General features: G+C 64.3%; 18 protein-coding genes and 1 tRNA gene. 1 reads left to right on the top strand and 18 read right to left on the bottom strand.

What is annotated here, in order from left to right:
* The first annotated feature begins 2 nt into the window (after positions 1-2).
* Positions 3-896, top strand: coding sequence for a cation diffusion facilitator family transporter (locus FFS30_RS21970; protein ID WP_137915344.1), 894 nt, complete (start codon positions 3-5; stop codon positions 894-896).
* Here FFS30_RS21970 and FFS30_RS21965 read toward each other — a convergent pair.
* From FFS30_RS21965 to FFS30_RS21880, 18 genes are all read right to left on the bottom strand, one after another.
* Positions 829-1,443 carry a phosphatase PAP2 family protein gene (locus tag FFS30_RS21965; protein WP_249352588.1) on the bottom strand — a complete coding sequence of 205 codons (615 nt, stop codon included), beginning with the start codon at positions 1,441-1,443 and terminating at the stop codon, positions 829-831. The two genes, FFS30_RS21970 and FFS30_RS21965, sit on opposite strands and share 68 nt — an antisense overlap.
* Before the next feature lie 23 nt (positions 1,444-1,466).
* Entirely contained in the window at positions 1,467-2,096 is a 630-nt protein-coding gene (locus tag FFS30_RS21960) for a cation transporter (RefSeq protein ID WP_137915343.1), read from the bottom strand.
* On the bottom strand, positions 2,093-4,084 hold the full coding sequence (locus FFS30_RS21955; protein ID WP_343182336.1) for a cytochrome c/FTR1 family iron permease: 1,992 nt from the start codon (positions 4,082-4,084) through the stop codon (positions 2,093-2,095). The genes FFS30_RS21960 and FFS30_RS21955 overlap by 4 nt, the downstream gene beginning before the upstream one ends.
* A 623-nt stretch (positions 4,085-4,707) precedes the next feature.
* Positions 4,708-5,949, bottom strand: coding sequence for an integrase arm-type DNA-binding domain-containing protein (locus FFS30_RS21950; RefSeq protein ID WP_137915342.1), 1,242 nt, complete (start codon positions 5,947-5,949; stop codon positions 4,708-4,710).
* Between the two features lie 186 nt (positions 5,950-6,135).
* Positions 6,136-6,210, bottom strand: a tRNA-Val gene (locus tag FFS30_RS21945).
* A 107-nt stretch (positions 6,211-6,317) separates the two neighbouring features.
* Positions 6,318-7,541: a beta-ketoacyl-[acyl-carrier-protein] synthase family protein gene (locus FFS30_RS21940; protein ID WP_283235238.1), complete on the bottom strand. Its 1,224-nt coding sequence runs from the start codon at positions 7,539-7,541 to the stop codon at positions 6,318-6,320.
* A gap of 28 nt (positions 7,542-7,569) precedes the next feature.
* Positions 7,570-7,836: a phosphopantetheine-binding protein gene (locus FFS30_RS21935; RefSeq protein WP_137915341.1), complete on the bottom strand. Its 267-nt coding sequence runs from the start codon at positions 7,834-7,836 to the stop codon at positions 7,570-7,572.
* A gap of 63 nt (positions 7,837-7,899) precedes the next feature.
* Entirely contained in the window at positions 7,900-8,724 is an 825-nt protein-coding gene (locus tag FFS30_RS21930) for an alpha/beta fold hydrolase (RefSeq protein WP_137915340.1), read from the bottom strand.
* Between the two features lie 161 nt (positions 8,725-8,885).
* Positions 8,886-13,625, bottom strand: a complete 4,740-nt coding sequence (locus FFS30_RS21925) for a CshA/CshB family fibrillar adhesin-related protein (protein ID WP_171014790.1) — start codon at positions 13,623-13,625, stop codon at positions 8,886-8,888.
* A 235-nt stretch (positions 13,626-13,860) separates the two neighbouring features.
* Positions 13,861-14,754: a cyclase family protein gene (locus tag FFS30_RS21920; protein WP_137915338.1), complete on the bottom strand. Its 894-nt coding sequence runs from the start codon at positions 14,752-14,754 to the stop codon at positions 13,861-13,863.
* A gap of 131 nt (positions 14,755-14,885) precedes the next feature.
* Positions 14,886-17,036, bottom strand: coding sequence for a molybdopterin cofactor-binding domain-containing protein (locus tag FFS30_RS21915; protein WP_137915337.1), 2,151 nt, complete (start codon positions 17,034-17,036; stop codon positions 14,886-14,888).
* Between the two features lie 3 nt (positions 17,037-17,039).
* Positions 17,040-17,498: a (2Fe-2S)-binding protein gene (locus FFS30_RS21910; protein ID WP_137915336.1), complete on the bottom strand. Its 459-nt coding sequence runs from the start codon at positions 17,496-17,498 to the stop codon at positions 17,040-17,042.
* A 93-nt stretch (positions 17,499-17,591) separates the two neighbouring features.
* Positions 17,592-18,341 (bottom strand): cytochrome-c oxidase, encoded by a 750-nt coding sequence (locus tag FFS30_RS21905; protein ID WP_137915335.1) that lies wholly within the window; start codon positions 18,339-18,341, stop codon positions 17,592-17,594.
* Between the two features lie 25 nt (positions 18,342-18,366).
* Positions 18,367-20,265, bottom strand: coding sequence for a 1-deoxy-D-xylulose-5-phosphate synthase (gene dxs, locus FFS30_RS21900; protein WP_137915334.1), 1,899 nt, complete (start codon positions 20,263-20,265; stop codon positions 18,367-18,369).
* A gap of 123 nt (positions 20,266-20,388) precedes the next feature.
* Positions 20,389-22,008 carry a hypothetical protein gene (locus FFS30_RS21895; protein ID WP_171014789.1) on the bottom strand — a complete coding sequence of 540 codons (1,620 nt, stop codon included), beginning with the start codon at positions 22,006-22,008 and terminating at the stop codon, positions 20,389-20,391.
* Between the two features lie 189 nt (positions 22,009-22,197).
* The gene (locus tag FFS30_RS21890) at positions 22,198-23,844 is read right to left on the bottom strand and encodes a serine hydrolase (RefSeq protein ID WP_137915332.1); all 1,647 of its coding nucleotides are present in this window, start codon (positions 23,842-23,844) and stop codon (positions 22,198-22,200) included.
* The gene (locus tag FFS30_RS21885; RefSeq protein WP_137915331.1) at positions 23,841-24,422 is read right to left on the bottom strand and encodes a hypothetical protein; all 582 of its coding nucleotides are present in this window, start codon (positions 24,420-24,422) and stop codon (positions 23,841-23,843) included. Before FFS30_RS21885 ends, FFS30_RS21890 begins: the two co-directional genes overlap by 4 nt.
* Positions 24,419-24,955 (bottom strand): sigma-70 family RNA polymerase sigma factor, encoded by a 537-nt coding sequence (locus FFS30_RS21880; RefSeq protein ID WP_137915330.1) that lies wholly within the window; start codon positions 24,953-24,955, stop codon positions 24,419-24,421. Before FFS30_RS21880 ends, FFS30_RS21885 begins: the two co-directional genes overlap by 4 nt.
* Positions 24,956-25,049 lie beyond the last annotated feature (94 nt).

The following is a 25,049-nucleotide window of genomic DNA, read 5'->3' as shown; positions in this document are numbered from 1 at the left end:
CCATGAGCACGGGACACGATCACGGTACAAGCGAGGTCAAGCACGAACAACCCCTATGGTGGGCACTGGGCTTGACGGCGGTATTTCTGATCGCCGAAGTCGTCGGCGGTCTCATGACCAACAGCCTGGCGCTGCTGTCGGATGCGGCACACATGATGACCGACGTGATTGCGCTCGCGATTTCGTTGATTGCCGTGCGCCTGAGTCGGCGCCCCGTGGACGCCCGCCGTACCTATGGCTACGCCCGCATGGAGGCGATCGGGGCGATGGTCAACGGTAGCCTTCTGTTCCTCGTCGCCGGCTACATTCTGTGGGAAGCCATCGGTCGCTTCCGCCAGCCACCCGAGGTTGCGTCAACCGGCATGCTCGTGATCGCCGTGCTGGGACTCGTCGTCAACCTGGTTTCGATGCGTCTGCTCAGCGCCGGCAGCGGAACCAGCCTCAATGTGCGCGGTGCCTATCTGGAGGTGTGGAGCGATATGCTCGGCTCGGTCGGTGTGCTGATTGCCGCCGCCTTGATCAAGCTTTTCGATTGGACGCTTGCCGACCCGATCATCGCCGTGCTGATTGGGCTGTGGGTCCTTCCGCGGACCTGGACGCTGTTGCGCGAGGCGGGTCATGTCCTGATGGAAGGGGTGCCCGCAGGGATCGACATCGAAGCGCTTCGTACGGAGATGCTCGCGCAGGCCGGTGTCGATCAGATACATGACCTGCATGTCTGGTCGTTGGGTTCAAATCAGCCTGTGCTGACCGCGCATGCGGTTCTGCGGGCCGGTGCGGATGCCGATCAGGTACGCGGGACGCTGGCCGAAATGTTGGAGAAGCGTTTCAATGTGCATCACGCGACCTTGCAAATCGAGTCCGCGCCTTGCGGAGAAGATCACGGCCACGCGTGAAGTACGGTCGCACTGCCGGAAACCCGGAAATGACTCCGCCACCAGCAATCCATCGGCTACCCAGCATGGCCAGCGCTGCCACGCCGAGGGCGCCCAGCATGTCACCCGGATAATGCACCCCTAAATAGACGCGCGCCCAAGCCATCGGCAATCCCAGCAGCGCGATTCCGATGCCCCATGGTCGGGCACGTCGATCGAGCAACAGCACGCCCGCCACAACCCATTGCAGAGTCAGATGATTGCTGGGGAAGCTGGCCGTTGCCGCATGAGCCAACCACGCCTGACCCACACCGGCGACAAACGGTCGTGGGCGGTCCCAGGCGAGGCCGATAAGGCCGTTGATCAACACGGCGATAGCAGCGAAGACCACTGCACGCACGACGACACGGCGATAACGACCGGCCGAGAGCCACCACGCACAGATCAACAAACCCGCCGTCAGCACCGGCGTGCCCTCAGCTAATCCCAAGGCTATCCACATCACAGTCGGCGATGGTGCGGCCGTGGGGTGAATCCATTGGAAGACGCAGACATCGAACGACTGCAAAGATCTCCAGACCTCTGACAAACTCATCGCGGAGCGTCACGCTCGGCGTGTGCAGCTGCTGCACGCGCCTCTCCGGCCTCGCGCAAGATACTCACGGCTTCCTTGAGCACGTAGAGCGCAATGGCCGCTCCGATGACCAGATCCGGCACCGGGCTGCGGAGCGCCCACACGAGGCATCCTGAGGCAATTACCGCGAGATTGGCGATAACATCGACCCGCGTGAACAGCCAAGTCGCCCGCAAATGCACTTCGCCTTGGCGGAAACGTCCAAGGAGGCGCAGTACCGTCGCATTGACGATCAGCGAGACGAAGGCGATCGCTATCATCCATCCGCCGTCCGGGTGACTCCCCATCACACCACGCCATGCGACGCCGGCGACCACGCTCAGCCCAAGCAGGAGTAAGAGGGTGCCGCTCAGAGTGGCTGCGTTGGCCTTGAAGCCCGCACTGCGCTGCCACGCCGCCAGTGCGATGCCGTAGGCGCTCGCATCGGCCAGCATGTCCAGCGCGTCGGCGATCAAGCCCATCGACTGCGCGACCAGACCCACGACGGAACCGATCGCGAACATCGTGGCATTCAAGCCGAGCGCGAGACGTAGAACGCGCCGTTCCGCTTCATTGGTCGCTTCGGCGTGGCAACTGCAATCGCTCATGTGCGATCGCCTTCCATGCGGACAGGAATCTGCGCCGACGCCTCAGGCGATAGAGCGTCCCTGCCGCGAAGCACGTTGAATACAAACCCGGCAACCAGCACCACAATGACGGCGACCTGAGCCAGTAGCGATTGCCAGGTCGGATAGATACCGAGTAGTTCGATGTGCGGTACCGGCGAGGTGGTCACGGAGATCCAGCCCGCTTCCTGCAGTGCGGCGACGCCTTTGCCGGTGAGGACGATGGCGAGCACGGCAATCAAGCCGGAGCTCACCGAGAAAAATTTTCCGATAGGCAATCGACGACTGGTACGGAGCAAGATCCCGGCGATCAGACCCAGCACGACGGCGCCGGCCGCGATACCACTCAACAGCCAGACTTCTTGTCCCTCGCTCCATAGTGCGGCGTAGAACAGGATCGTCTCGAACACCTCCCGGTAGACCGAAAGGAAGGCGAGACCGAACAGGAACCATGCTGACCGCTGACTGAGTGCGAAGGCCATCTTCTCTTTCAGGTAGGCCTGCCATCGGCCGCCAATGCTCTTTTGATGCATCCAGAGACCGACGCTGAGCAAGACCGCTGCCGCGAACAGCGACGAGAAGCCTTCGGTCAGCTCACGCCCGGCGCCACTGATCGAGACGGCATAGCGGGCCAGCGCCCAGGTAATCCCGCCGATCAGGAGAGCGAGAATCCAGCCCGCGTGCACGTAACGCACCGCGTGGTGCCGATCCGCTTTGCGCAGAAAAGCCAACAGCGCGACCACGACCAGCAACGCCTCCAGGCCTTCGCGAACCAAGATCGTGAACGCGCCCAGGAAGGTGGCGGCGGGGTCGCCCGCGGCGTCAGCCGTGACGTCTTGTGCCCGTGCAAGCAGAGCATCTGCTTCTTGAGCTTGCCGTGTCGCGGCGTCCGCCGATCCCACGCGCGCGACCGTGGTGCGATAGGCCCCCATCGCCGTTTCCAGCTGAGCGCGCAGCGCACTATCGCGCGCATTGAGTTGGGGTTCGACCGGCTCGACACCATCGAGGTAGGCCGACAGTGCAAGTTGCGTGGCACCCATTGCATCGCCAGCGCGATACGCGGCCAAGCTCGCCGCCAGCCGCCCGCGGGCCAGCGCTAGCCCCGTCAACGATTGCTGGACGGCATCAGGATGTGCGCGCAGGTAACCGACAATGGCGCGTGCACGCTCAACGCCGAGTGTCGGCATCAGTTGTGCCACACGGGTTTGCGACAACTCCTTCAGGCTGGCAATCTGCCCGCGCGACGTCATGTCATGCGACCAGGGCGCAGCACCGACCGGACCTTCGTGGGTGTATGCCAACGTACCCACGTAGTAAGCCAGTGCCCAGCGATCATCCGACGACAAATGCGCCGCGTAGCTCGCCATCGGCGTACCTTCTACGCCTTGGCTGATCGCCTCGTATAGCGATAGCGTGCTGCGCTGATCCGCGCGCGTCTGGTCGGTAAAGTTCACCGGCCGCGGATTAAGTTGCAAGCCTGCGGGGCCATCACCTTGACCCGTCGCGCCGTGGCACATGGCGCACTGACTTTGATACAGCGCCGCGCCCCGCGCCAGATCAGGTGCTTGATTGGGCGCAGTGGGAACCGGGTATGCCTTGAGCAGCGCATCGGCTAGAGCATGGGCCTCTTGCGCCACCTCCGTGGGCGAGGCCTTCGCCTCAACGGAAGCGATAAGCGCGTCGGCTTGGGCCGCAAGGGCGGCGGAGGCCGGCGTCGGCGGAAGTGACCGAATGCGATTGCGCGCACTGGTGGAGAACTCGCGCATCTCGGCGTATTCGGGAGCACTCAGCACTGCGCCATTCTTGACCGCACCCGCGTAATCGGTCGCGAGGTAATCGAGCATCTGCCAGGTTTGTGGCACGGTCGAACTGACCTCCTGGGCCCGAACCGGCAAGGTCGTTACCGCAGCCAACAGAAGGATGGCCATCGGCAGTTCACACCCAATATTGCGAATGCGAGTCGTTATCATTGATGCAGTATAGCCGGGGGAACGGCTACTGCGAATCCTTCAACGGCAAGCTCGGAGACGCCGCACCGGAGACTATTTTATCCAGAGCACTTCCATACAGGTCACTCGGGCGAAGCATCGAACGACCGTCACAGAAGGTGGCAAGCAAAGGATGCTATTTCGTTTTCCTCTGAAATATACTTCCGGGAGAGATGCCGATCAGCGAGATTGCGCGCAAGACAAGCCTGTCTCGCAACCCGATGAAAAAGTGGTTGAAGGCGCAAATACGCGCCGAGTTGAAGTACGAACGCCGAACGGGATCTCCAGCTGAACCGGCTCAGTTCTGCGCGCAAACCAACATCGAGTCCTTATGGGCGTCTAAACCCACATGTGGAATGATACGCTTGTGCATGGCCTGCCTCCGCGAATTTGCGTTGTTTCCTGTGGGGCCAACGGTGTGGCGCTGCGCGCTCGCGCGCACAATCCACGGTACCGCGGCGGCGGGCCGCTTGGAACCAAGCCATTCTGTCTAGGTCAACACGATAAACGCTCGGCCGGTTCGGCAATAGCCATTGGCAGTATCCTCGCTGGCTTCATGGTCCAGTACCCGCCAGCGCCCACGTATCGACGGATGCGGGATTCGGTTATGCCGCTTGGCGTTTAATCGATACTATCTTCGCGCCGGTGCGGAGCGTGTCCAAGTAGTCGGCCCATGTTTGCATCAATTTGATGCGTTCAGGCATGTGCTGTGCCTTGTTATAAATCCCTGCAATGCCGCGCTCGCGATGTGACAGTTGTCGCTCTATCGCTTCAGGAAGAAATCCCATTTCGTTCAGCGCGGTGCTTGCGGTATGTCGGAAACCGTGTGGTTGAATCGTGTTCGTATCGAAGCCCATGCGCTTGAGCGCGGCGTTCATTGTCGCGTCTGACATGGGTAAGCCGCGATTGCGAACGCCAGGAAACATCAGCCGGCAGTCCCCCGTAAGCGCATGAAGCTCCCGTAGTATCTCGACGGTCTGCGTGGCTAAGGGGACAAGGTGCGGCGGTGAATCGCGGTCAAGCTTTGCCGCCTTGGCCAACTTCATGCGACGCGCCGGGATCGTCCATAGCGCGCTGTCTAAATCTACCTCAGCCCATTCGCCTTGGCGCAGTTCTCCCGGGCGCAAGAACAGCAGCGGGGCCAATTTGAGCGCACAAGTAGTGACATAATGACCGGTAAACCCGTGAATGGCGCGTAGTAATTCGCCGAGCAGCTTTGGGTCGGTGATGTGTGCGAAGTGCTTCTTGCGATGCGCAGGCAGGAAGTCGGCCAAAGCATGTGCTGGATCTCGCTCGGCACGTTCGTGAGCGACCGCATAGCGGAATACGCAACTCATCGTCTGGCGCACCCGGTGAGCGGTATCCAGATTGCGATGCTTCACGATACGATCGAGGATTCCGCGTATCTCAACGGTACCGACCTCGGTAATGGGTAGTTTGCCAATCCACGGAAAGCAGTGATTGACTAGCCGCCCGCGTTCCTTGATTTCGTTTTTCTCTGTCCAGTCGTGTCGCTTCAGTTCCAGCCATTCCAGCGCCACAGCCTCGAACGTGTTCGCCCCCAAGATACGTGCTCTCAGAGCCTCAGCTTTGCGCTCAGCGCTCGGATCCATGCCCTGAGCGATCAGTTTTCTCGCTTCGTCCCGCTTTTCGCGAGCAATCTTCAATTGGGTTTCGGGATAGGTGCCGAGGCTCAGCCTTTTTTCCTTTCCGATATGACGGTATTTCAGGCGCCACCACTTGCCGCCGCTTGGGGCAATTTCCAAATACAGGCCGCCACCATCGAACATGCGGCGAGTCTTTGTGGTTGGCTTTGCTTGGCGGATCGCGGTGTCAGTCAGGGGCATAGCGTCCAGTCTCCGGAAGTTGCCCCCAGTGCAGGGAGCTGTGGCCCCCAAAATTGCCCCCAGTTGCCCTAGGCTGTCAATAGATGCTGTCGGATCATCATGGATGCAATAGACGTAAAAAGACCCGCTACTAGGCGGGTCTTTGGTGCCCCTGGGACATCTCTGGATCACGACATCGATACGAAGTGGTGGGCAGTACAGGGATCGAACCTGTGACCCCTACCATGTCAAGGTAGTGCTCTACCGCTGAGCTAACTGCCCAATGTTGCGGAAGGCGGCGGTGGCGCCTTCGAGGGGGCGCAAGAATAGCGGAACGGCTGCACTTCGGCAACCTTTTCCGCCGCTCCGGGCGCAAACGCCGCAGTACTTCAGTCGGCTTTCCTGATCGCGACGACCGAATTGAGTCCGCCGAACGCAAACGAGTTGCTCAGCACGGCCTTGACCGCTTTCTCGCGGGCGACGTTCGGCACGTAGTCGAGATCGCAGGCGGGGTCGGGGTCGATGAAGTTCGCCGTCGGCGGAATGATGCCGTGCTGCAAGGCGCCGATCGCGGCGACGAGTTCGACCGCGCCCGCGGCGCCGAGCGCGTGGCCGTGCATCGATTTTGTCGACGAAACCGCAAGGCGGTCGGCATGCGCGCCGAAGACGCGGCGGATCGCCTTCGTCTCGGTCGGATCGTTCGCCGGCGTCGCCGTGCCATGGGCGTTGATGTAGCCGATCTCGGACGCATCGAGGCCGGCGTCCGTGAGCGCGTTCTGGATCGCGCGCGCGACCATCGGCTCGGACGGGAACACCATGTCGGCCGCGTCGGCCGAGGTGCCACTGCCGGCGAATTCGGCGAGGATCGTCGCGCCGCGCTTGCGCGCGTGCTCGTATTCCTCGAAGACGAAGATGCCGGCGCCTTCGCCGAGCACCATGCCGCGGCGCTGTTTGCAGAACGGCCGGCAGGTGTCGTCGGCGGTGATGCGCATCGCTTCCCAGGCCTTCATCGTGGTCACGGTGACGCAGGCTTCGGTGCCGCCGGTCACGGCGAAATCGACTTTGCCGCTGCGGATCAGGTCTGCCGCCTGGCTCATCGCGTGATTGGCCGAGGCGCAGGCGCTGACGACGGCGAACGTCGGGCCGTTGAGGCCGTATTCGATGCCGATGTGGCAGGCCGGCGCATTGGCCATAATGCGGATGATCGTGAGCGGATGCAGGCGCGGGTTCTTGTCGCCCCAGAAGCGCTTCGACTGTTCGGTATGCGTGGTTTCGCCGCCGACGCCGCTGCCGACGATGCAGGCGGTGCGTTCGCCGCGGCCATCCGCACGGAAATCGAGTCCGGACTGGGTGACCGCTTCGCGCGCCGCGATCACGGCGAACTGTGAGACGCGATCGAGTAGCGGCAGACGCTTGCTGTCGATATGCACCGTCGGATCGAAGCCGTGCACTTCGGCGGCGATCTTGACGTTGAGCTGCTCGGTCGGGATCGTTTCGATCGGGCCGATGCCCGAACGGCCCTCGGCCAGAGCGGCCCAGGTCGCGGGCGCGGTATGGCCGAGCGCGGTGATCGCGCCCATGCCGGTGATGGCGACACGTCGTTGATTGCTCACTGGGAAATTCTTGCTGATTCGGTCGGCTTTACGCAGCCGGTGTGCCGTCCGCGGGTTTTTCCGCGACGAGCTTTTCGACGGCTTCGACCAGACCCCTGACCGATTCGGTGTCGAAGTTCGGATCGCGGTCGGGCAGGGAGATTTTGAACTGGTCTTCGATTTCGAAAATGATCTGCACCGCGTCGAGCGAGGCGATCTCGAGGTCCTTAAGAGTCGAATCGAGCGTGATCTTGCTCACGTCGATGTTGGCTTCCTTGGCGATGATGCCGAAGACGGTATCCTGGACTTGGCTCATGAGGCTCTCCGTTGATGCGGGAATGATAACTTAAGGGCGCAGCCCGGACTGAACGGACGCCGATCAGGCGCCCGCTTTGGCCTCCGCGATGCGCTTGAAGAATGCGGACGTGCGTTCGATCACCGTCTCGCGTTCCTGATCGACCGTGATCATGTGATAGCTCTTGTCGAGAATCACGGTTTCGACCGGACCGCTCACGCCTTGTTCGATCTTGCGCACGTTGGCCAGGCTGGCGACGTCGTCTTCCTTGGCGTGCATGACCAGAGACGGCGCGACGACCTGCGGTAGCAGCTTGCGCACGCGCCACGACAGCCGGTAGAACTCGGCGAGCGAGGGCCAGGGATTGCCGGGCAGGCCGGCTTCGTCGCTGTGCCCGCTGAGCATCGCGTTGGCGATGCGCTGGCGGATGCGTTCGTCCTTGATGCCGTACGGAAACTGTTCGTGGAACTTGGCGTGCTTGCCGATGCCGAGGCTGACCGCCATCGGCAGCAGGAAGGACAGCTTGCCGTACCACGGAATGGTCCAGCCGTCGTAGCGGAACGTGGTGCCGTAGAGGCCGAGACCGGCCACCTGGTCGGGGCGCTCGGCGGCGAGGCGCAGCGCGAGCAGGGAGCCCATCGACAGGCCGGCGACGAACAGGTGGTCGACCTGCGCGGCGAGCTTGTCCGCAGCCTCGCGCACGCTCTGGAACCAATCGCTGCGCCCGGTCGCGAGCAGGTCGGCCTCGTTGCCGCAATGGCCGGCCAACTGCATGCCATAGGCGGTGAAGCCGTTGCGCTGCAGACCCTTGGCGACGAAGCGCATTTCGGTCGGCGTTCCGGTCAGGCCATGAATCAGCAGCACGCCCGAACGACCGCCGGGCAGGATGTATTCGACGTTTTTGATCATGATTAGGAGAATAGCGCCAGGAGAGTTAGGCGGCGCTTTACAAATTTTACTACGAAACTTAACGCAGGTCGCCGTAAACCATCGGTGGAGCAGGTGCGGCGGCGCGGCCGGACGCTGCGGGAGGCCCACCGCGCCGCTTGTGCCAAGGCCGCCACACTTTTTTAGCGGCGCGAGCGCGAAATGCGCGTCGTTGCGGCGACGACGGCCAACAGGCAGGCCAGCAGCCAGAGCATCGCGCGCCCGATCGCGGGAGCCGGAACCGGCGGCGCCGGTGCCGGCCCCGTCGTCCCGGACACGCTCGCCGAGCACGGCGCGCAACTGCCGTTCGACGTGCCGACCGTGGCCGTATTGACGATGTTCGCCGGCGGTGTCGCCGCGAGCGTGGCATTGATGGCATAGACCAACTGCGCGCCGACCGGCAGGCTCGGAATCGTCTGCGCGAGCGCGCCGCTGCCGCTTGCGTTCGGGCAGCTCGCCCCGCCGCTCGGCGCGCAAGTCCAGGCGAACGCATCAATGCCGGCCGGGAACGGATCGCCGACCGCGACGTTCTCCGCCGCTATCGTGCCGGTGTTGCTCACCGTCACGATGTAGACGACGTGGCCGCCCGCAATCAGATTGGCGCTGCTCGCCGTCTTGGCGATCGACACGCTCGAAGTCGGCGGCAGCACGGGAATGTCGGTGCAGTTCGGCGGCCGCGGCGTGGCGGCGCAATTCGGCAGCGGATCGGTGCTGGCGTAAGCGACGTTGCCGATGTGAGTGACGCCCACGGCGATCGGTGAGTTCACTGTGACGATGACATTGAGAGTGAGATTGCCGCCCGCGGCGATGCTGAGCCCGCTCCAGGTGACGACTCCGCCCGAGTAGCTGCCGCCGGCGGTCGCGGAAACGAAGGTCGTATTCGCATCGAGCGGATCGACGACGCTGTAGCCGTTGACCGCACTGCCGCCCACATTGCTGAGCACGATCGTGTAAATCAGTTGTTCGCCGGGTTCGGCGACGCCGTTGCCGTTGGCGTCGGCCACGCTCTTGGCGATGATCACGCGTCCCGGCGTTGGAATCGAAGTGCAGGCGGCCGGCCGCGGCCGGACCGTGCAATCGGGCGGCATATCGCCGGCGTGATAGGCGAGATTGCCGATCTGCATCACGCCGGCGGGCAGCGGCGAATGCACGCTGACGACGAGAGTCAGATTGAGCGTACCGCCGGCCGCAATGCTCAGCCCCGACCAGGACACCGTGCTGCCGCTCAGGTTGCCGCCGTTGTCGGCCGAAACGAAACTCGAATTCGGATCGAGCGGATCGAGCACGCTGTAGCCGGTGACGGCGCTGCCGCCGTGATTAGTCAGCGTGATCGTGTAGGTCAGCGTTTCGCCCGGCTCGGCGATGCCGTTGCCATTGGCATCGACCACCGACTTGGCGATGACGACCGCGCCGGCGGTCGGGATTTCCGTGCAGTTGTCCGGGCGCGGCGTGGTCTTGCAATTCGGTGGTACGTCGCCGGTGTGGTAGGCGGAATTCGCGATCTGCATGACGCCGGGCGGAATCGGCGAATTCACCGTGACGACCACAGTGAGCGCCAGGGTGCCGCCGGCCGGCACGTTGAGGCCGGACCAGGTGACCGTGTTGCCCGACAGCGTGCCGCCGTTGCTCGCGGAGACGAAGCTCGTGTTGGCATCGAGCGGATCGGTGACGCCGTAGCCGGTGGCAGCGCTGCCGCCGCTGTTGCTCAGCGTGATCGTGTAGGTCAGTCGCTCTCCGGGATCGGCGACGCCGTTGTTGTTGGCATCGGTGACGGTCTTGACGATGCTGACGTTCGCCGCGGTCGGCGTGGCCGTGTCCGCTTCGCAGGGCGGCAGTGTATTCGCCGGTGCGCAGCGTCCGGCTCCGGGCGGCGTTGCCGTGGCGGTATTCGCGATTGTCATCGGCGGCTGCGCCGAGACATTCGCCGTGATCGTGTATACGAGGCGGCCGCCCGAAGGAAACACGGCGATGGTTTCGTTGAGCGCGCCAGTGCCGTTCGCATGCGCGCATGCGGCGCCGCTGCTCGCCAAGCAGGTCCAGGCGACGCTGGCGGGATCGACGCCGGCCGGAATCGGATCGTCGACCAGCGTATTCGACGCGTCGGCGCTGCCGCTATTGGTCACCGTTACCGTCCAGGTCAGCGTGCCGCCCGGAGTGGCGATCGCCGGTGCAGCGCTCTTGCCGATCTGGATCTGCGGCGCGACCGGCAGCACGACCGTCGCCACGCACGCATTCGAGCCGCTGCCGTTGCACACACCACCCACTGGCGGCGCGATCGTTGCGGTGTTGGTGACGGTCGGTGCAGGTGGATTCGCGCTGACGTTGGCGACGATCGTATAGACGAGCTGTCCGCCCGGCGGGAACGTCGCGACGGTCGCTGCGATTGCGCCGCTGCCGGATGCCGCGGGGCAGAGCGCGCCACCGCTGCCCGCGCAACTCCAATTCTCGCTCGCGATGCCGGCCGGCAGTGGGTCGCTCAGCGTGGCGCCGTCGGCCGGCACCGATCCGCTGTTGTGGACAGTGACGGTGTAAGTCACCGTGCCGCCCGGTATCAGCATCGACGCGTTCGCGCTCTTGGCGATGTCGACGATCGGCCCGGGCGGATTCATCACGCTGGCCTGGCATGGCGCCGGCGTGTTGCCGGGCAGACAGAGGCCGCCGTCCGGCGACGTCGCGCGCACGGTGTTGACGATCTGCGCGGGCGGCACGTCGTTGACCGTGGCGACGACCGTCCAGGTCAGCGAACTGTGCGCGGGGAAGGTGGCGATGGTCTGGTCGAGCAGGGCGGCAGGCGGCGCGACCGTGCCGCCGCTGTCTGCGGCCGGACAGACTGCGCCGCCCGTGGCACCGCCACAGGTCCACGTCGCGCTGGCGATGCCGCCCGGGAATTCATCGTGGATCAGCGTGCCCGGTGCGGCGACGTTGCCGCCGTTGCTCGCGGTGATCGTGTAGGTGACGCTGCCGCCGGGCGTCAGTGCGCCGGGCGGGTTGGCGCTCTTGACGATGCCGATCTGCGGCGCCGCGGGAATCGTCACGGAAGCCGGGCACGGCGGTGCGCTGCCGCTGGCGCAGACCCCGTCCGGCGGCGGTGTGGCGGTGGCGAGATTGGTGACGGACGCGGGCGGATTCGCCGCCACGCCGGCGGTGATCGTGTAGACGACTTCGGCACCGGGCGGGAACGTCGCCAGAGTCTGGTGAATCGCGCCGTTGCCGCTCGCGTTCGGGCACACGCCGCCGTTGCCGGCGCTGCACGTCCAGGAGAACGGCGCGATCAGGCCGGCCGGTATCGCATCGTCGACGACCGTGCCGTCGGCGCCGACACTGCCGGGATTGCGCACGGTCAATGCATAGGTCACGGTCCCTGCGGGCACGGCCTGCGTGGACGAAGTGGTCTTGACGATCGCCACGATCGGTCCCGGCGGATTGGCGACCGAGGCGGCGCACGACGGCGCCGACTTGTCCGGGAAACAGGCGCCGTGCGGCGGATTCGCCGTGCTCGTGTTGACGATGCTGGCCGGCGGGATCGCCGCCACGGTCGCGGTGATGCGATAGACGACCTGGCCTCCCACCGGGAAGGTCGCGAGCGTTTCGTGGATCGCGCCGCTGCCGCTGAGGTTCGGGCAGACCGCGCCGCCACTCGCCGTACAGGTCCAGGCGAATGCGCTGATGCCTGCCGGTACCGCGTCGTCGATCACGGTGCCGGTCGCGGGCACGTCGCCGTTGTTGGCGACGGTCACGGTGTAGGTGATGTTGCCGCCGGGCGGCAAGGTCGTGGTGTCGGCGCTCTTGGCGATCGAGACCAGCGGCTGCGGAATCGTATTGGTGATCGTGCAGCGGATCAGATCGAAATTGCCCGGATCGAGCGTGGTCAACGCGACGCTCGACCCGGGCACGTTGGTCGGCAGACCGATGGTTTCGCCGCTGACCGAGAGGCAGCTCGTCGTCGGGTTGTAGACCGCGAGCGTCGATCCGCTGCCCGCCGCCATCGTCTCGCCGACGTTGATCTGGCCGGAAAAATAAATCAGCGACTGCGCCTGTGCGGCTTGCACGCCCGATGTGTTGCCCGAGGTCGTTGCGCGGCCGCGCAGATCGAAGGTCGAGCCGCCCGCGTTGGTGATCGCGAGGCCGAACTGGTCCCCGGCGGCGGCGCGGCCGAGGCCGGTCTGATACGGGTCTGCGACGTTCTTGGCGATGGTCAGACTGGTTGCGGCGAGCGCGAACGCCATGCCCTGCAGACCGCCGCCGACGAGGGTTGCGACGATCGTGGTCGGCGAACGCGAGCGCAGGATCGGCGCGGAGGCGTTGCCGCCCGGCGAGCGCCAGCTCAAATTTTGCGTGCCGAATCCGGTGTAGAGGATGTTGCTGCCGGAGCGGTCGATCTCGGCCCAGGCCGTGCCGTCGGTGGACAGCGAGAAACTCTCGTTGGGCGCCGATGTCGTCTCGCCGTCCACGGCGACGAAATCGAAGTTCGCCACCGACGTGCCGTCGGGATTGATCACGGCGAAATTCGAAAATGTCAGCACGCTCGTCGTGGCGTGGGTCGTCTGATAGAGAACTGGCTTGCCCGGAATGCCGGCGTACCAGTTGTTGTTGCCGAGCGCGGCGCCGCTATAGGTCGGTATTGCCGCCGCCATGAGCGGGGCGTTCGGGATGCCGCCATTGACGGAAGTCCCATTGGTGCGCTTGAGATTGAACGAAAACGTGCCGCCGGTCGGCAAGGTCAGGGTGAAGTTCTGTCCGGCGGCCGAGGACGCCGCCGTTTCGCTGTAGTCGCTCAGATCGAAGAAGCACAGCGCCGGCGCGTATTTGCCGAGTGCCGTCGGCGCCGCGTAGCCGCAGCCTGCCGCATAGCTATTGGCGCAGAAGCCGAACAGTAGCAACAAGGCGCAGAGGGAGCGTGCAAATTCTCGACAGCGCAGGAGCATGCGAACTTTCGTTCGCAGCGCAAAGGGTTCGCATTCGTCCAAATGCTTGTTGCGCATAGTCTTGCTCCGCAAGCGCGTCGGCGGACTCTTAGCAGATGCAATCGCTCAAGCCAACACTATCACGATTGAACCGTGATGGTGTTGGCTATTTAAATTGAGACGAACGCCCTGGAACGCCAAGCGGCCGCGCGGGCTATCGGCGCGGCAGCTTCGCCATCGCGCGCACCGGAAACGTGCCGGCGCCCTTGAATTTCGGCGGCGTCGCGCTGAAGGCGAAGCCCTCGTCGGGCAGTGCGCCAAGGTTGCACATATGCTCGACGATAAGGATCTCGGCGCCGAGGAGGATCGTGTGCACGGGGCGCTCGCGTCCGCGCGTGTCGTCGATGTTGTGCGCATCGATGCCGACCAGTTTGACGCCGCAATCGCGCAGGTAGAGTGCGGCCTCGGCGGTCAGGAACGGGCCGCCTTCGTAGTAACGCGGCGTATTCCAGTGCGCGTCCCAGCCGGTGTGCACGAGCACGGCGCGGCCGCGGATTTCTTTGCCGCGGAACGCATCGGCATCGATCGCCTGCGCAGGCGTGTGCGGCGCGCGCACGACGAGCGAGTCGAGATCGGCCGTCGCATCGATGCCGACCTCGGAAAGATCCTTGCCGTCCGCATAGCGATGGAAAGGGCAGTCGATGTAGGTGCCGGTGTTCGTCACCATTTCGATCTTGCCGATCTGGAATTCGGTGCCGGGCGCGTAGATCGCGCGCGACACCTCGCGGCTCAGATAGTCGCAGACGATGGGCGCTGGCAGGCCTTTGTAAGTCACAAGGCCGGGTTCGATCGTATGCGAGAGATCGACGAATTCGACCGCGCCGCGCGGCGCCTCGATCGGTTTGCGCTTATGCGGTTCTTCGACGATGCGCTTGTTGAGGATGCGTACCGCACCGACCATGAGCAGACGCATGTCGGCGACGAGATAATCGGCGAGCTCACGGTCGCTGATGTCGTCGCCGGCGATGTCGAGGCGGAAATCGCGGCCCTGGATGCCGCCGCCGTTGGTGAAGTCGATCTCGAAGTCGAACTGGACGCGGTGTGCCATGAACCGTCGTAGCTTGATGGTGTCGGTGCAGCATAACGCGCCGTTGCGGCGGCAAGCGTTCGATTCGGGCCAAGCCGGGGACAAATACGGACAAACTGCGGGCGCGGTAGGTTTCGCCGCGCTGCGCCGAATCAGGCGAAACTGAGCTTCGCGTCCGCGAGCGGCAGTGTGCGCACGCGCTGACCGGTCAGCGCGAACACCGCATTGGCGATCGCCGGTGCGACCAGCGGCACGCCGACTTCGCCCATGCCGCCGGGATTGTCGCCGCTCGGCATCAGCACGACGTCGATCTTCGGCATCTGGTTCATGCGCGGCAGTTGGAAGTCGTGGAAATTGCTCTGCACGACGCGGCCGTCCTTGAGCGTGATCTTCGCGCTCAGCGTATTGATCAGACCGGAGACCGCACCGCCCTGGATCTGCGCGATCACCTGATCCGGATGTACGGCGATACCGGGATCGACCGCATAGGTGAGCTTGTCGATGCGGATCGCGCCATTCGCCGTTTTCGAGATATCGGCAACGACGGCCTGATGCGTGCCATAACTTTCCATCGAAGCGATGCCCTGCGCGCTGCCCGCGGGCAGCTTCCTGCCCCAGCCGGCTTCTTTGGCTACGCGTTCGAGTACCGCGCGCTGGCGCGGCTGCTTGCCGAGCAGTGCGACGCGGAACGCAACCGGATCTTTGCCCGCAGCGTGCGCGAGTTCGTCGATGAAGCCTTCGATCGCGAACGCGTTGAGCGCGTGGCTGACCGAGCGCCAGTAACCGACGCGCAGGCCGAATTCCTGGATCACCACGCGTTGGCGTTCGTTGGCGATGTCGTAGGTCAGATCGATCGCGCCTTCGGTCATCAGCGGATCGAGGCCGGCCTTGGTCACGCCCGGAAACATGCGATTGGTCACCGAGGCCGAGGCGAACTTGTAGTCGAACGCAACGAGGTCGCCTTTCGCATCGAGGCCGCCGCTGAGCGCGTGATAGCTCGCCGGGCGATAGAAGTCGTTGCGCGTATCGTCTTCGCGCGTCCAGATCAATTTCACCGGCGTGCCCGGCATGGCCTTGGCGATCGCCGCGGCCTGACCGATGAAGTCCACGTCGAGACGGCGGCCGAAACCGCCGCCGATGAATTGCGGGAAGATGCGCACCTTCGCCGCAGGCACGCCGCTGCGCGCGGCGGCCGCGCCCTGCGCGCCTTGCGGAAACTGCGTGCTCGTCCAGATATCGCAGCCCGCGTCGGAGACGAGGGCGAGGCAGTTCATCGGCTCCAGTGTCGCGTGTGCGAGCAACTGCAGACGATATTCGGCGTCGATTTTTTTCGCCGCGGTCTTGAGTGCGGCTTCGACGTCGCCCTGCTTGCGGATCACCGAGCCGTCCTGCTTCGCGCCTTCTTTCAGCGTCGCTTCGATCTTGGCGTTGTCGAGGCCCGCGCCGGGGCCGTAGTCCCAGGTGATCGCGAGCGCTTCGCGCGCTTTCTTCGCATTCCAGTAGTGATCGGCGACGACGGCGACGCCTTCGCCGATATTGACCACGGCGCGCACGCCAGGCATCGCTTTCGCTTTGGCATCGTCGACGCTCGCAACTTTGCCGCCGATCACCGGGCATTGTTCGAGCGAGGCATAGACCATGCCGGGCTGGCTCGCGTCGATGCCGAAGATCGCCTTGCCGCGTGCCTTCGCTGGCGCATCGAGGCGATGCTGATGCTTGCCGATCTGGGTGAATTGCGCAGGCGTCTTCAATTCGACTTTAGCCGGCGCCGGTAGCTTCGCCGCGGCGGCGGCAAGTTCGCCGTAGCGCTTGCGTTTGTCGCCGTGGCTGACCGCGCCGTCTTTCGCCACGCAATCGGTCGCGGCGACTTTCCACTCGTTCGCCGCCGCGGCCACGATCTGGATGCGCGCAGTCGCGCCGGCTTCGCGCAGCTTGGTCCAGGCATCGCGCACGCTCGTGCTGCCGCCGGTGATCTGTGCGCCGAGCAGGGCGTTGACGTAAACCGGATCGACCGGCGCCTGCTCGATCTTCACCTTGTCGACGTCGACCTCGAGTTCCTCGGCGATAAGCAGGGCGAGCGAGGTGTGCACGTCCTGGCCCATCTCGTTGCGGTGGCAGATCAGGGTGATCGTGTCGTCGGGCGCGATGCGCACCCAAGCATTGGCCTGCACGGGCTTGGCGTCGCCGGCGGCCGCTTTTGCGAGCAGGCCGTGCGAGGGCAAGATCAAACCGACGATGAGACCGCCGCCGACAAGCGCGGAGGTTTCGAGAAATTTCCGGCGCGAGATGCTGGCTGCGTTCATGGCTCAGGCTCCCAGGCTCTTGGCCGCGTCGTGGATCGCTGCGCGTATGCGCTGATACGTGCCGCAGCGGCAGACGTTGCCGCTCATCGCCGTGTCGATGTCGGCGTCGGAGGGGTGCGGATTTTTCGTCAGCAGCGCGGCAGCCGCGAGCACCTGGCCCGATTGGCAGTAGCCGCACTGCGGCACGTCGATGCGGTCCCATGCCGCCTGCACGGCTTTGGCGACTTTGCCGTCGAGGCCTTCGATCGTGGTGATTTTCTTGCCGGCGAGCGCGGCGAGTGGCGTGATGCAGGAGCGTGTCGGCGTGCCGTCGAGATAGACCGTGCACGCGCCGCACAGGGCCATGCCGCAGCCGAACTTGGTGCCGGTCATGCCGAGATGGTCGCGTAGCACCCAAAGCAGGGGTGTATCCGGCGAGGCCTCCACATCGACGCCTTTGCCGTTGATATCGAGCGTGGCCATGCTGCCTCCCGGGTTGCGCTGCCTGTCTTCGATACTAGCGCCGACCGATATTTCCACGCGACCACATCGGTTGCGGTCGCATTTCGCGGGGAGCTACTGCCAGCAAAACTGCGCCGGCACGTTGTTCTGCGCGCGCTTGGCGTTGAAATCCTGCACGGTCTTGGGATCGGAAAAATACGCCTTCTCTTTTTGCGCGTTCGAACGCAGTAGTGCAATCGCCGCTTTCAGATTCGCTGCGCGATCGCCCGACTTGGCCGGAAGCTGCGGCAGGAACGTCGCTTCGTAAGGATTCTTTTCGACCCAGTCGACGGCGTCCTGGGCGATCTTCTGCTGCTTGCCGATATCGCAGAAGGCGTAGCTGTTGAAATAGGGGCCGGCCAGCGAGACGAAGGCGTGCATCGCGTCGTCGACCTGGGCGAGTGCCGGGGATTTCACGTCGAGTACCTCGCTCAGCGCGATGTAGCGGTCCTTCGCCGCGTAGAACCAGAACACGGCGTCGTCGCGCAGGCCGACGTCGTAGAGGCGGATCGCCAGCGCCATCATCGTCATCGGCGTGACCGAAGCCGGCGTGCCGCGAATCGTGTCGCGCACGCGCGCGATGTCGTCCTTGTTGCCCGATGCGAGCAGGGCGTCGAGTTGCGGATGCACGGCGACGTGCGGCGCGGCGTCGGCCGTTCTGGCCGCTTCGTAGTAGGGCGTAACGTAGACGTCGATGCGCTTGACCGGCGCGTCGGATTTTCTCTCGGCCAGGTTCGGCCTGGGTGCCGGCAGCGCTTGCGCGCACGCCGGAGGTTGCGCGGACGTCAGCAGGATCAGCAGCGAACACAACAGCAGATTGCGCATATTCACTACCTCACTGATGGCACGCTTAGATTACGCTGCGGATTCCTGTTTGCGGCGCCAGGGCAAACTGCGGCCAGCGCTTGAGCACCGCTGCGCGGATTCCGGCCGCATCGATGCCGGCTTCGGCAAGCAACTGCTCGCGGCTCGCATGTTCGAGATAACTGTCGGGCAGGCCGAGATGCAGTACCGACACTTGCTGGCCATGCGCGGCGAGCAATTCGGCCACGCCGCTGCCGGCGCCGCCGGCGACGGCGTTGTCTTCCAGCGTGACGATCGCGGCGTGCGTGCGCGCGAGGTCGAGAATCAACGCTTCGTCGAGCGGCTTGACCCAGCGCATGTCGACCACGGTGGCGCCGAGTTCGGTGCCGATTTGAAGCGCGGCGGTCAGCGGGCTGCCGAAAGCGAGAATGGCGAGATTCGCGCCGCGCAGACGGACCTCGGCCTTGCCGAGCGGCAGCGTTTTCAGTTCCGCGTCGAGCTTGGCGCCCGTACCGGTGCCGCGTGGATAGCGCACGGCGGCCGGGCCCGGATGCAGGAAACTCGTCGTCAGCAACTGCCGGCACTCGTTCTCGTCGCTCGGCGCGGCCACGACGATGTTCGGAATGCAGCGCAGGAAAGACAGATCGAAGCTGCCCGCATGCGTTGCGCCGTCGGGGCCGACGACGCCCGCGCGGTCGATGGCGAAGGTGACGTCGAGGTTCTGGATCGCGACGTCGTGGATCGCCTGATCGTAGGCGCGCTGCAGGAAGGTCGAGTAGATCGCGACGACCGGCTTGGCGCCTTCGCAGGCCATGCCGGCGGCGAGCGTCACCGCATGCTGTTCGGCGATGCCGACGTCGAAATAGCGCTGCGGGAATTCTTTCGAGAAACGCACGAGGCCCGAACCTTCGCGCATCGCCGGCGTGATCGCGAGCAGACGCTCGTCCGCGCGCGCCTGGTCGCAGAGCCAGTCGCTGAACACGTCGGTATAGGTCTGCTTGCCGGGCGCCTTCTTGACCAGGCCCTTGACCGGATCGAACGGGCCGACCGCGTGATACTCGATCTGCTGCGCCTCGGCCGGTGCGTAGCCTTTGCCCTTGGTCGTGATCACATGCAGAAGCTGCGGGCCTTTCAGTTCCTTCAGCGTCTTCAGCGAGTGCAGCAGCATCGGCAGATCGTGACCGTCGATCGGGCCGAAGTAGTGGAAGCCGAACTCCTCGAACAAGGTCGACGGCACGAACATGCCCTTGAGATGTTCTTCCCAGCGCTTGAGGAAGCGCCAGAGCACGCCGTGCGGGCGCATGCTGTTCTTCGCCCGCTCGCGCATCGCATTGAGCGTGCGGCTGGTCATCAGGCGCGCGAGCATCTTCGGCAGCGCGCCGACGTTCTCGCTGATCGACATCTGGTTGTCGTTGAGGATCACGAGCATGTCGGCATCGACGTCGCCGCCGTGATGCAGGGCCTCGTAGGCCATGCCGCCGGTCAGGCCGCCGTCGCCGATCACGGCGACGATCTTGCGCGCATCGCCCTTGCGCTGCGCGGCGACCGCCATGCCGAGTGCGGCCGAGATCGACGTCGACGAGTGGCCGACACCGAACGTGTCGTAGGCGCTCTCGTCGCGGCGTGGGAACGGCGCGAGGCCGTCCTTCTGCTTGATCGTGTGGATGCGGTCGCGCCGCCCGGTCAGAATTTTGTGCGGATAGCACTGATGGCCGACGTCCCACACGAGGCGGTCTTCCGGCGTGTTGTACAGATAATGCAGGGCGACGGTCAGTTCGACCACGCCGAGTCCCGCGCCGAAATGGCCGCCCGCGGTGGCGACCTGTTCGATCAGATAGTCGCGCAACTCGCGTGCAACCTCGGGCAGCTCGGCTTCATCGAGCTTGCGCAGGTCGGTCGGCGAGTCGATGCGCGACAAGCGCGGGTAGCGGGCTGGGTCGATCATTTCTGGCGGCTGCTGGTATTCAACCCGCTATTTTCCGCCAGCTTTGGGGCGCGGGCAAGCCGTGTCGGCGGCTTGCCGCTGGAAAATCAAGGTCTTATTCGTGACGCGTGGGTTCTCGGTCGTTCACTTCTTCGCTTTGGGACCGAGGAACTCAGCGGGCAGTCTGTCGGCCCTGACCGCACGGCTGTATTCGGGAACCCAACTGCGGCCGCGGTCCGTGCTCTTCAGCAAGGATCCGTCAAAGCAGTAGAGATACAGCAATTCGTCGGTTGAAATCTGCCCCTCGATGCGATTGCAGCCGAAAGCGACCTGGCCGATCGCACGCTGGGTCTTGCCTTTGTCGGAACTGATCAGGACCGACGGATGTGCTTCTTTCTCCCAGCCTTTCCAACCGAAGCCTATGTCGGAATCGATGGCCATCGGCGTGCCGTCAGCGAACACATACAGCGCTCCGCCCCATTTGCCCAGGCGATGATACGGTTCCCATGTCATCCCGCCGTCGCGGCTGATTTGCGGAGCGCCTACGCCGCCGAACCAGAAGCTGTCGGCGTTGGATACGACGATGCCGTTGGGCTGCTGCTGAACCAGGAACGAGCCTTGGTCGTCGATTTTGGAGAGCTTGGCCGTGCCGGCGTCGAATCGATATCGCGAGTGATCGTCATACACCAGCAATTCCTTGCCGCGAATCACGACCCGCGGAGCCAGATCGTAGTCGTACGCCAACTCCCGCGTTCCTTCTTTGACCTTCGTGCCGTACTCGCCGACCGGCGCCCAGGTCCAGTCTGCGCTGCGCTGATACAGGCGCGCCTTACCATTATCCATGCCGATCGCGAAGAGTTTTCCGTCCGCCTCGCCGAGCCATGCCGTCGATTGCCCGGCATAAGGCAGCGCCGCTGGCTGCCAGGGTGCATCGAAGCTGTCGGCATGCCAGACCGTGCCGCGTTCGCCGCCGGCCACATAGCTGCCGTCGCTGAGCTTCGTCGCGGATATCAAAGCGAGATTGGTCGGCAGATGGCCGATCGTCCACTGGCCCGATGCGGAACGCCGGTACAGAGAACCGAGACGCGCGGTGTAGAGAATTTCCTCCTTCGATACATAGCGCGGCTTTTCCATGAAGGCAAAGCCGTGGATCGCCTTGGCGAGATGCGAACGCGCATCGGTTTCCTTGTCGGCAAGCCAGCCGAGCGCTTCCACAGCCTTGGTGCGCTCGAACTGCTTGGGATATTTGGCGGCGACGAACTCCGCCAAAGATTGGCTGTCGTCGATGCGCGACATGGCGTACGGCGTTTCGGTCGGGGCCAGCACTGCGGTATTGGCCAGGGGGTCGGGATGAAACGGCTGGAAGAGGACCGTGCCGAGATTGGTTAGACGATCGGTTTGCACATCGAAGGTACCCACAGTCCGCGGCGCGCCGGCGGACAGCATGTAGGTCCTGTCGTCGCTGCGCGCATAACTGAAAAGGCCGCCGAACCGATAGCGTCCCGGTGCGAGCACGCCGACGAAGACGCGTGTCGAGGTCAGTCCATCGTCAAGCGCGGGCAACGAGAAGAGTTCGGGCTCTCCGTTTTTGCCGACGCTGCCTTCCTTGACGACGATGACCTCGGTCCAGTTCACCAGGACGTCGGTCAGATGCGCGGAATTGGTGACCACCTGCACGGCAACCAGGCCGCCGTTGGCCGGGAGCTTGTCTTTATCCGGCCCGTCGATTCCGGCCGAGGGGATGCTCGCGCAGCCATGGAGCAAAAGCAGACAAGTAAGAATCAGCGCACATCTTGCGCTTTGCATCGACAGCACGTTGTACCCCCGGTTTGTAGGACCCGTATTGAATTTACAAGGTTCGGGACGCGCCGCAAAATCTTGCGGCGCAGAGATCGGCAGTCCGGGGCGCGCATGCAATCCGATTCTTGCTGATAGCTTTGATGTTCTTCTGAATCACGGTGCTATTCGCGGCGCGCGCTGATCTCGGCCGTTCTGATGCAAGGTCAAGGCGACGACTTTGCCGCTCGCGTCGCGCTCGAAATCGAGCTGCGCGTCGACGACGGTATAGAAAAACTTGTCCTTGGCGCTGGCGAAGACCGGAAAGGACGCCTGCCCGCTGAGCTGGGCGTGGAGGCCGTCATCCTTGGCGACGATGTCGAAGACGGCGTTCGGCGCAAGCTGGTATTGGCCGGCATACTGGCGCAATACCTCGGCGGAAAGGGCGATGGGTTTCGTACCCGCAGCTTCCACGCCGGGCTTCAGTTTCGGTGCGGTACGGTCGCCGTTCTGATGCAGGACGAGGCTGTCGATCTTGCCGTCGGCCCCGCGCTTGAAACTGATGCTGATGCCGGCGACCTGGGCGAAGAATTCGTCCTTGGCGCTCGCGTACAGCGGAAACGCGCCTTGTCCGGTCGCCTGGGCGAACAGTTGGTCGTCCTTGCGTGAGATATTGATGAAGAAACGCTCGGCGAGTTTGTACTCGCCGAGGTAGTCGTCGATCAGCGTCGCGTCGACCGCGACTTTCTTCTGCGCCGGGCGCAGCGGGGCGTCGTCGATCAGCGCGGCAAAGCCGAGATCGTCGGCGTCGCTGGCGATATTGGTGAGAACGACGACGCCGCGTTTGCCGTCGGCGCTGAAGCCGAGAAAGCTGCGATAGCCGCCGGTTCCGCCGTTGTGCCAGACCACGCCGTTGCCTTTGGCGTCCGTGCGCGTCATCCAGGCGAGGCCGATGCGTTCGTCCTTGCGTATGTCGCGGCGCGGCTGTTGGGCAAATTTCATTGCCTGCGCCAGCGCGGTCTTGTCGGCGCGCATATTGGCCTTGAGATAGCGCAACATGTCGGCGCCGGTGCTGCGGATCGCGCCTGCGCCGGCGAGGGCGTCGAGATCCCAGTTGGCGGCCGGTTTGCCGTCTTCGCCGTGCCCCGGCGCGAGTTGTGCGCGCATGGCGGGCGTTAAGGCGACGCCGCTCGTCATCATGCCGAGCGGATGCAGGATTTTGCTTTCGACGAGCTTGGGATAATTCGTGTGCGCCTGTTCTGCAAGCGCATAACCGAGCAGGCCGAAACCGAGGTTGGAGTATTCGTAGCTCGCGCCCGGATCGCGCGGCAAGGTGTAGCCGGCTAGAAATTCCTTGAGCTTGGCCGCGTCGTAGTCGGCATACGGATTGGCCGGGTCGGCCGGCTTGAAATTGCCCGGCATGCGCGGCAGGCCCGAGTGCTGAATGCCTAGTTCGAGCAGGGTGATCTCCTTGCCGTTGCGCGAAGGAATCTTGAAACCGGGCAGCAGCTTCGCCACCGGCTCGTCGAGTTTGAGCCGGTCGGACTGCACAGCCTCGGCGAGCAGAGTCGCGGTGAACGTCTTGGTGATCGAGCCGATTTCGAACACGGTGTCGGCATCGGGCGCCTTGCCGCCCTCGAGCTTGCCGAAGGCGTCGACTTCGCTTTTGTCGCCGTCGACGTAGGCGATCACGAGCGCGGGATACCAGCCCGCGTCGACGCGCTCCTGCGCGGCTTTGCGCACGCGTTCGGGCAGCGTGCCGGCATGCGCACTGCAGAACGACGCGGCGAGCGAGATCATGGTGAGAGTTTGGGCGATCTTCATTTCGAGTTCTCCATAAGGCTGCGATCGAGTTGGTCGATTCGCCGTTGAATGCGGCTCGCGGCGTACGAATTGAGCCACAGAATCAGGGCCATGATGACGGCGAAAATCAAAAATCCGATCAGGTCGTTCAGGCCGCCGCCCGCAGATCGGCCGCTCATATACGGGCCGAGCAGCATGATCGCCGGGCCCGGCAGCAGCGGTGCGATGTACCAGAGCCAGACGCTGCGCAGCGCATCGCGCTGGCGGCAAAGTTCGGCGCGGTAGTGCAAGGCTACGGGCGTGCCGAACTCGGCCGGATCGGGTTCAGCGGCTGCCGCGCGGCGATGCAACTGGTACAGGGCGATGACGAGTCCGGCGATCGCGGTAATGCAGCCGATCCGCGTCCACGCATCGTGCGCGCTGACGGCGAACCAGAGGAAGGCGAGGGCGGCGATCGCGCCGGCCACGTATTCGCGCCGATTGCGTTTCGATACGACGCGGTGCCAGTCGTCCGCTTTGCGGCGCAGCTCCTGCGGATCGAACGATTCGGCCGCGGCCGGCTGGTCGCGCCAGAGGCGATGCAGTTCTTGTTCGCTCATGGAGTGTTTCCTCTTGCGTCGAGGCGGCGCGCGAGCAGGACTTTGAGGCGATGGATCTTGGTGGCGACGTTGCGCGCGGAGAGGCCGGTGATCTCGCCGATCGCGGCGGCGTCGAGATCTTCGAGATAGAGCAGCATCACTTCGCGGTCGAGTGGGGCCAGCGCGTGCACAAGGGCAAGCACCTTGTCGAGGTCGAGGCGCCGGTCGATCAGGGCGATGTCGGCTTGGTCGTCGGCCTGCGCGGCGGCTTCGTCGAGCGAGACGTTCGCGTATTCACGCGCACTCACGCTGCGCTGCACATGGCTGACGCCGACGTTGTGCGCGACCCGGTAGACCCAGGTGCGCAGCGAACATTGCCGGTTGAACGCGGCCATGCTGCGCCACAGGGCGAGATGCACCTCCTGCAGCAATTCGGGGCGCCGGGCCGGGTCGCGCTCGTAGCCGGCGACGAAGCGCGCGATGTCGCGCGCGTGCGCATCGGCGGCTTGGCGGTAGCGCTGGTCTTGAGTTGAGGAAGTCGGAGCGGCGGACATCGATGGACCGGACTGGACGCGTCTGTCCAGATAGTCGCCGGCCGCCGGATTTTCTTACAGTGCCCGTGCCGGCAACACGCGGCAAGGTTGCGGC

The organism is Rudaea sp. 3F27F6 (assembly GCF_005503555.1).
In the GTDB taxonomy this organism is placed as follows: domain Bacteria; phylum Pseudomonadota; class Gammaproteobacteria; order Xanthomonadales; family Rhodanobacteraceae; genus Rudaea.
This window is presented reverse-complemented; position numbering and strand designations above follow the sequence as displayed.

Excerpts from the sequence above, each read along its gene's own strand:
- FFS30_RS21970 (WP_137915344.1), top strand. The coding sequence starts at position 3 with ATGAGCACGGGACACGATCACGGTACAAGCGAGGTCAAGCACGAACAA.
- FFS30_RS21960 (WP_137915343.1), bottom strand. The coding sequence starts at position 2,096 with ATGAGCGATTGCAGTTGCCACGCCGAAGCGACCAATGAAGCGGAACGG.
- FFS30_RS21955 (WP_343182336.1), bottom strand. The coding sequence starts at position 4,084 with ATGATAACGACTCGCATTCGCAATATTGGGTGTGAACTGCCGATGGCC.
- FFS30_RS21950 (WP_137915342.1), bottom strand. The coding sequence starts at position 5,949 with ATGCCCCTGACTGACACCGCGATCCGCCAAGCAAAGCCAACCACAAAG.
- FFS30_RS21935 (WP_137915341.1), bottom strand. The coding sequence starts at position 7,836 with ATGAGCCAAGTCCAGGATACCGTCTTCGGCATCATCGCCAAGGAAGCC.
- FFS30_RS21930 (WP_137915340.1), bottom strand. The coding sequence starts at position 8,724 with ATGATCAAAAACGTCGAATACATCCTGCCCGGCGGTCGTTCGGGCGTG.
- FFS30_RS21920 (WP_137915338.1), bottom strand. The coding sequence starts at position 14,754 with ATGGCACACCGCGTCCAGTTCGACTTCGAGATCGACTTCACCAACGGC.
- FFS30_RS21915 (WP_137915337.1), bottom strand. The coding sequence starts at position 17,036 with ATGAACGCAGCCAGCATCTCGCGCCGGAAATTTCTCGAAACCTCCGCG.
- FFS30_RS21910 (WP_137915336.1), bottom strand. The coding sequence starts at position 17,498 with ATGGCCACGCTCGATATCAACGGCAAAGGCGTCGATGTGGAGGCCTCG.
- FFS30_RS21905 (WP_137915335.1), bottom strand. The coding sequence starts at position 18,341 with ATGCGCAATCTGCTGTTGTGTTCGCTGCTGATCCTGCTGACGTCCGCG.
- dxs (WP_137915334.1), bottom strand. The coding sequence starts at position 20,265 with ATGATCGACCCAGCCCGCTACCCGCGCTTGTCGCGCATCGACTCGCCG.
- FFS30_RS21890 (WP_137915332.1), bottom strand. The coding sequence starts at position 23,844 with ATGAAGATCGCCCAAACTCTCACCATGATCTCGCTCGCCGCGTCGTTC.
- FFS30_RS21885 (WP_137915331.1), bottom strand. The coding sequence starts at position 24,422 with ATGAGCGAACAAGAACTGCATCGCCTCTGGCGCGACCAGCCGGCCGCG.
- FFS30_RS21880 (WP_137915330.1), bottom strand. The coding sequence starts at position 24,955 with ATGTCCGCCGCTCCGACTTCCTCAACTCAAGACCAGCGCTACCGCCAA.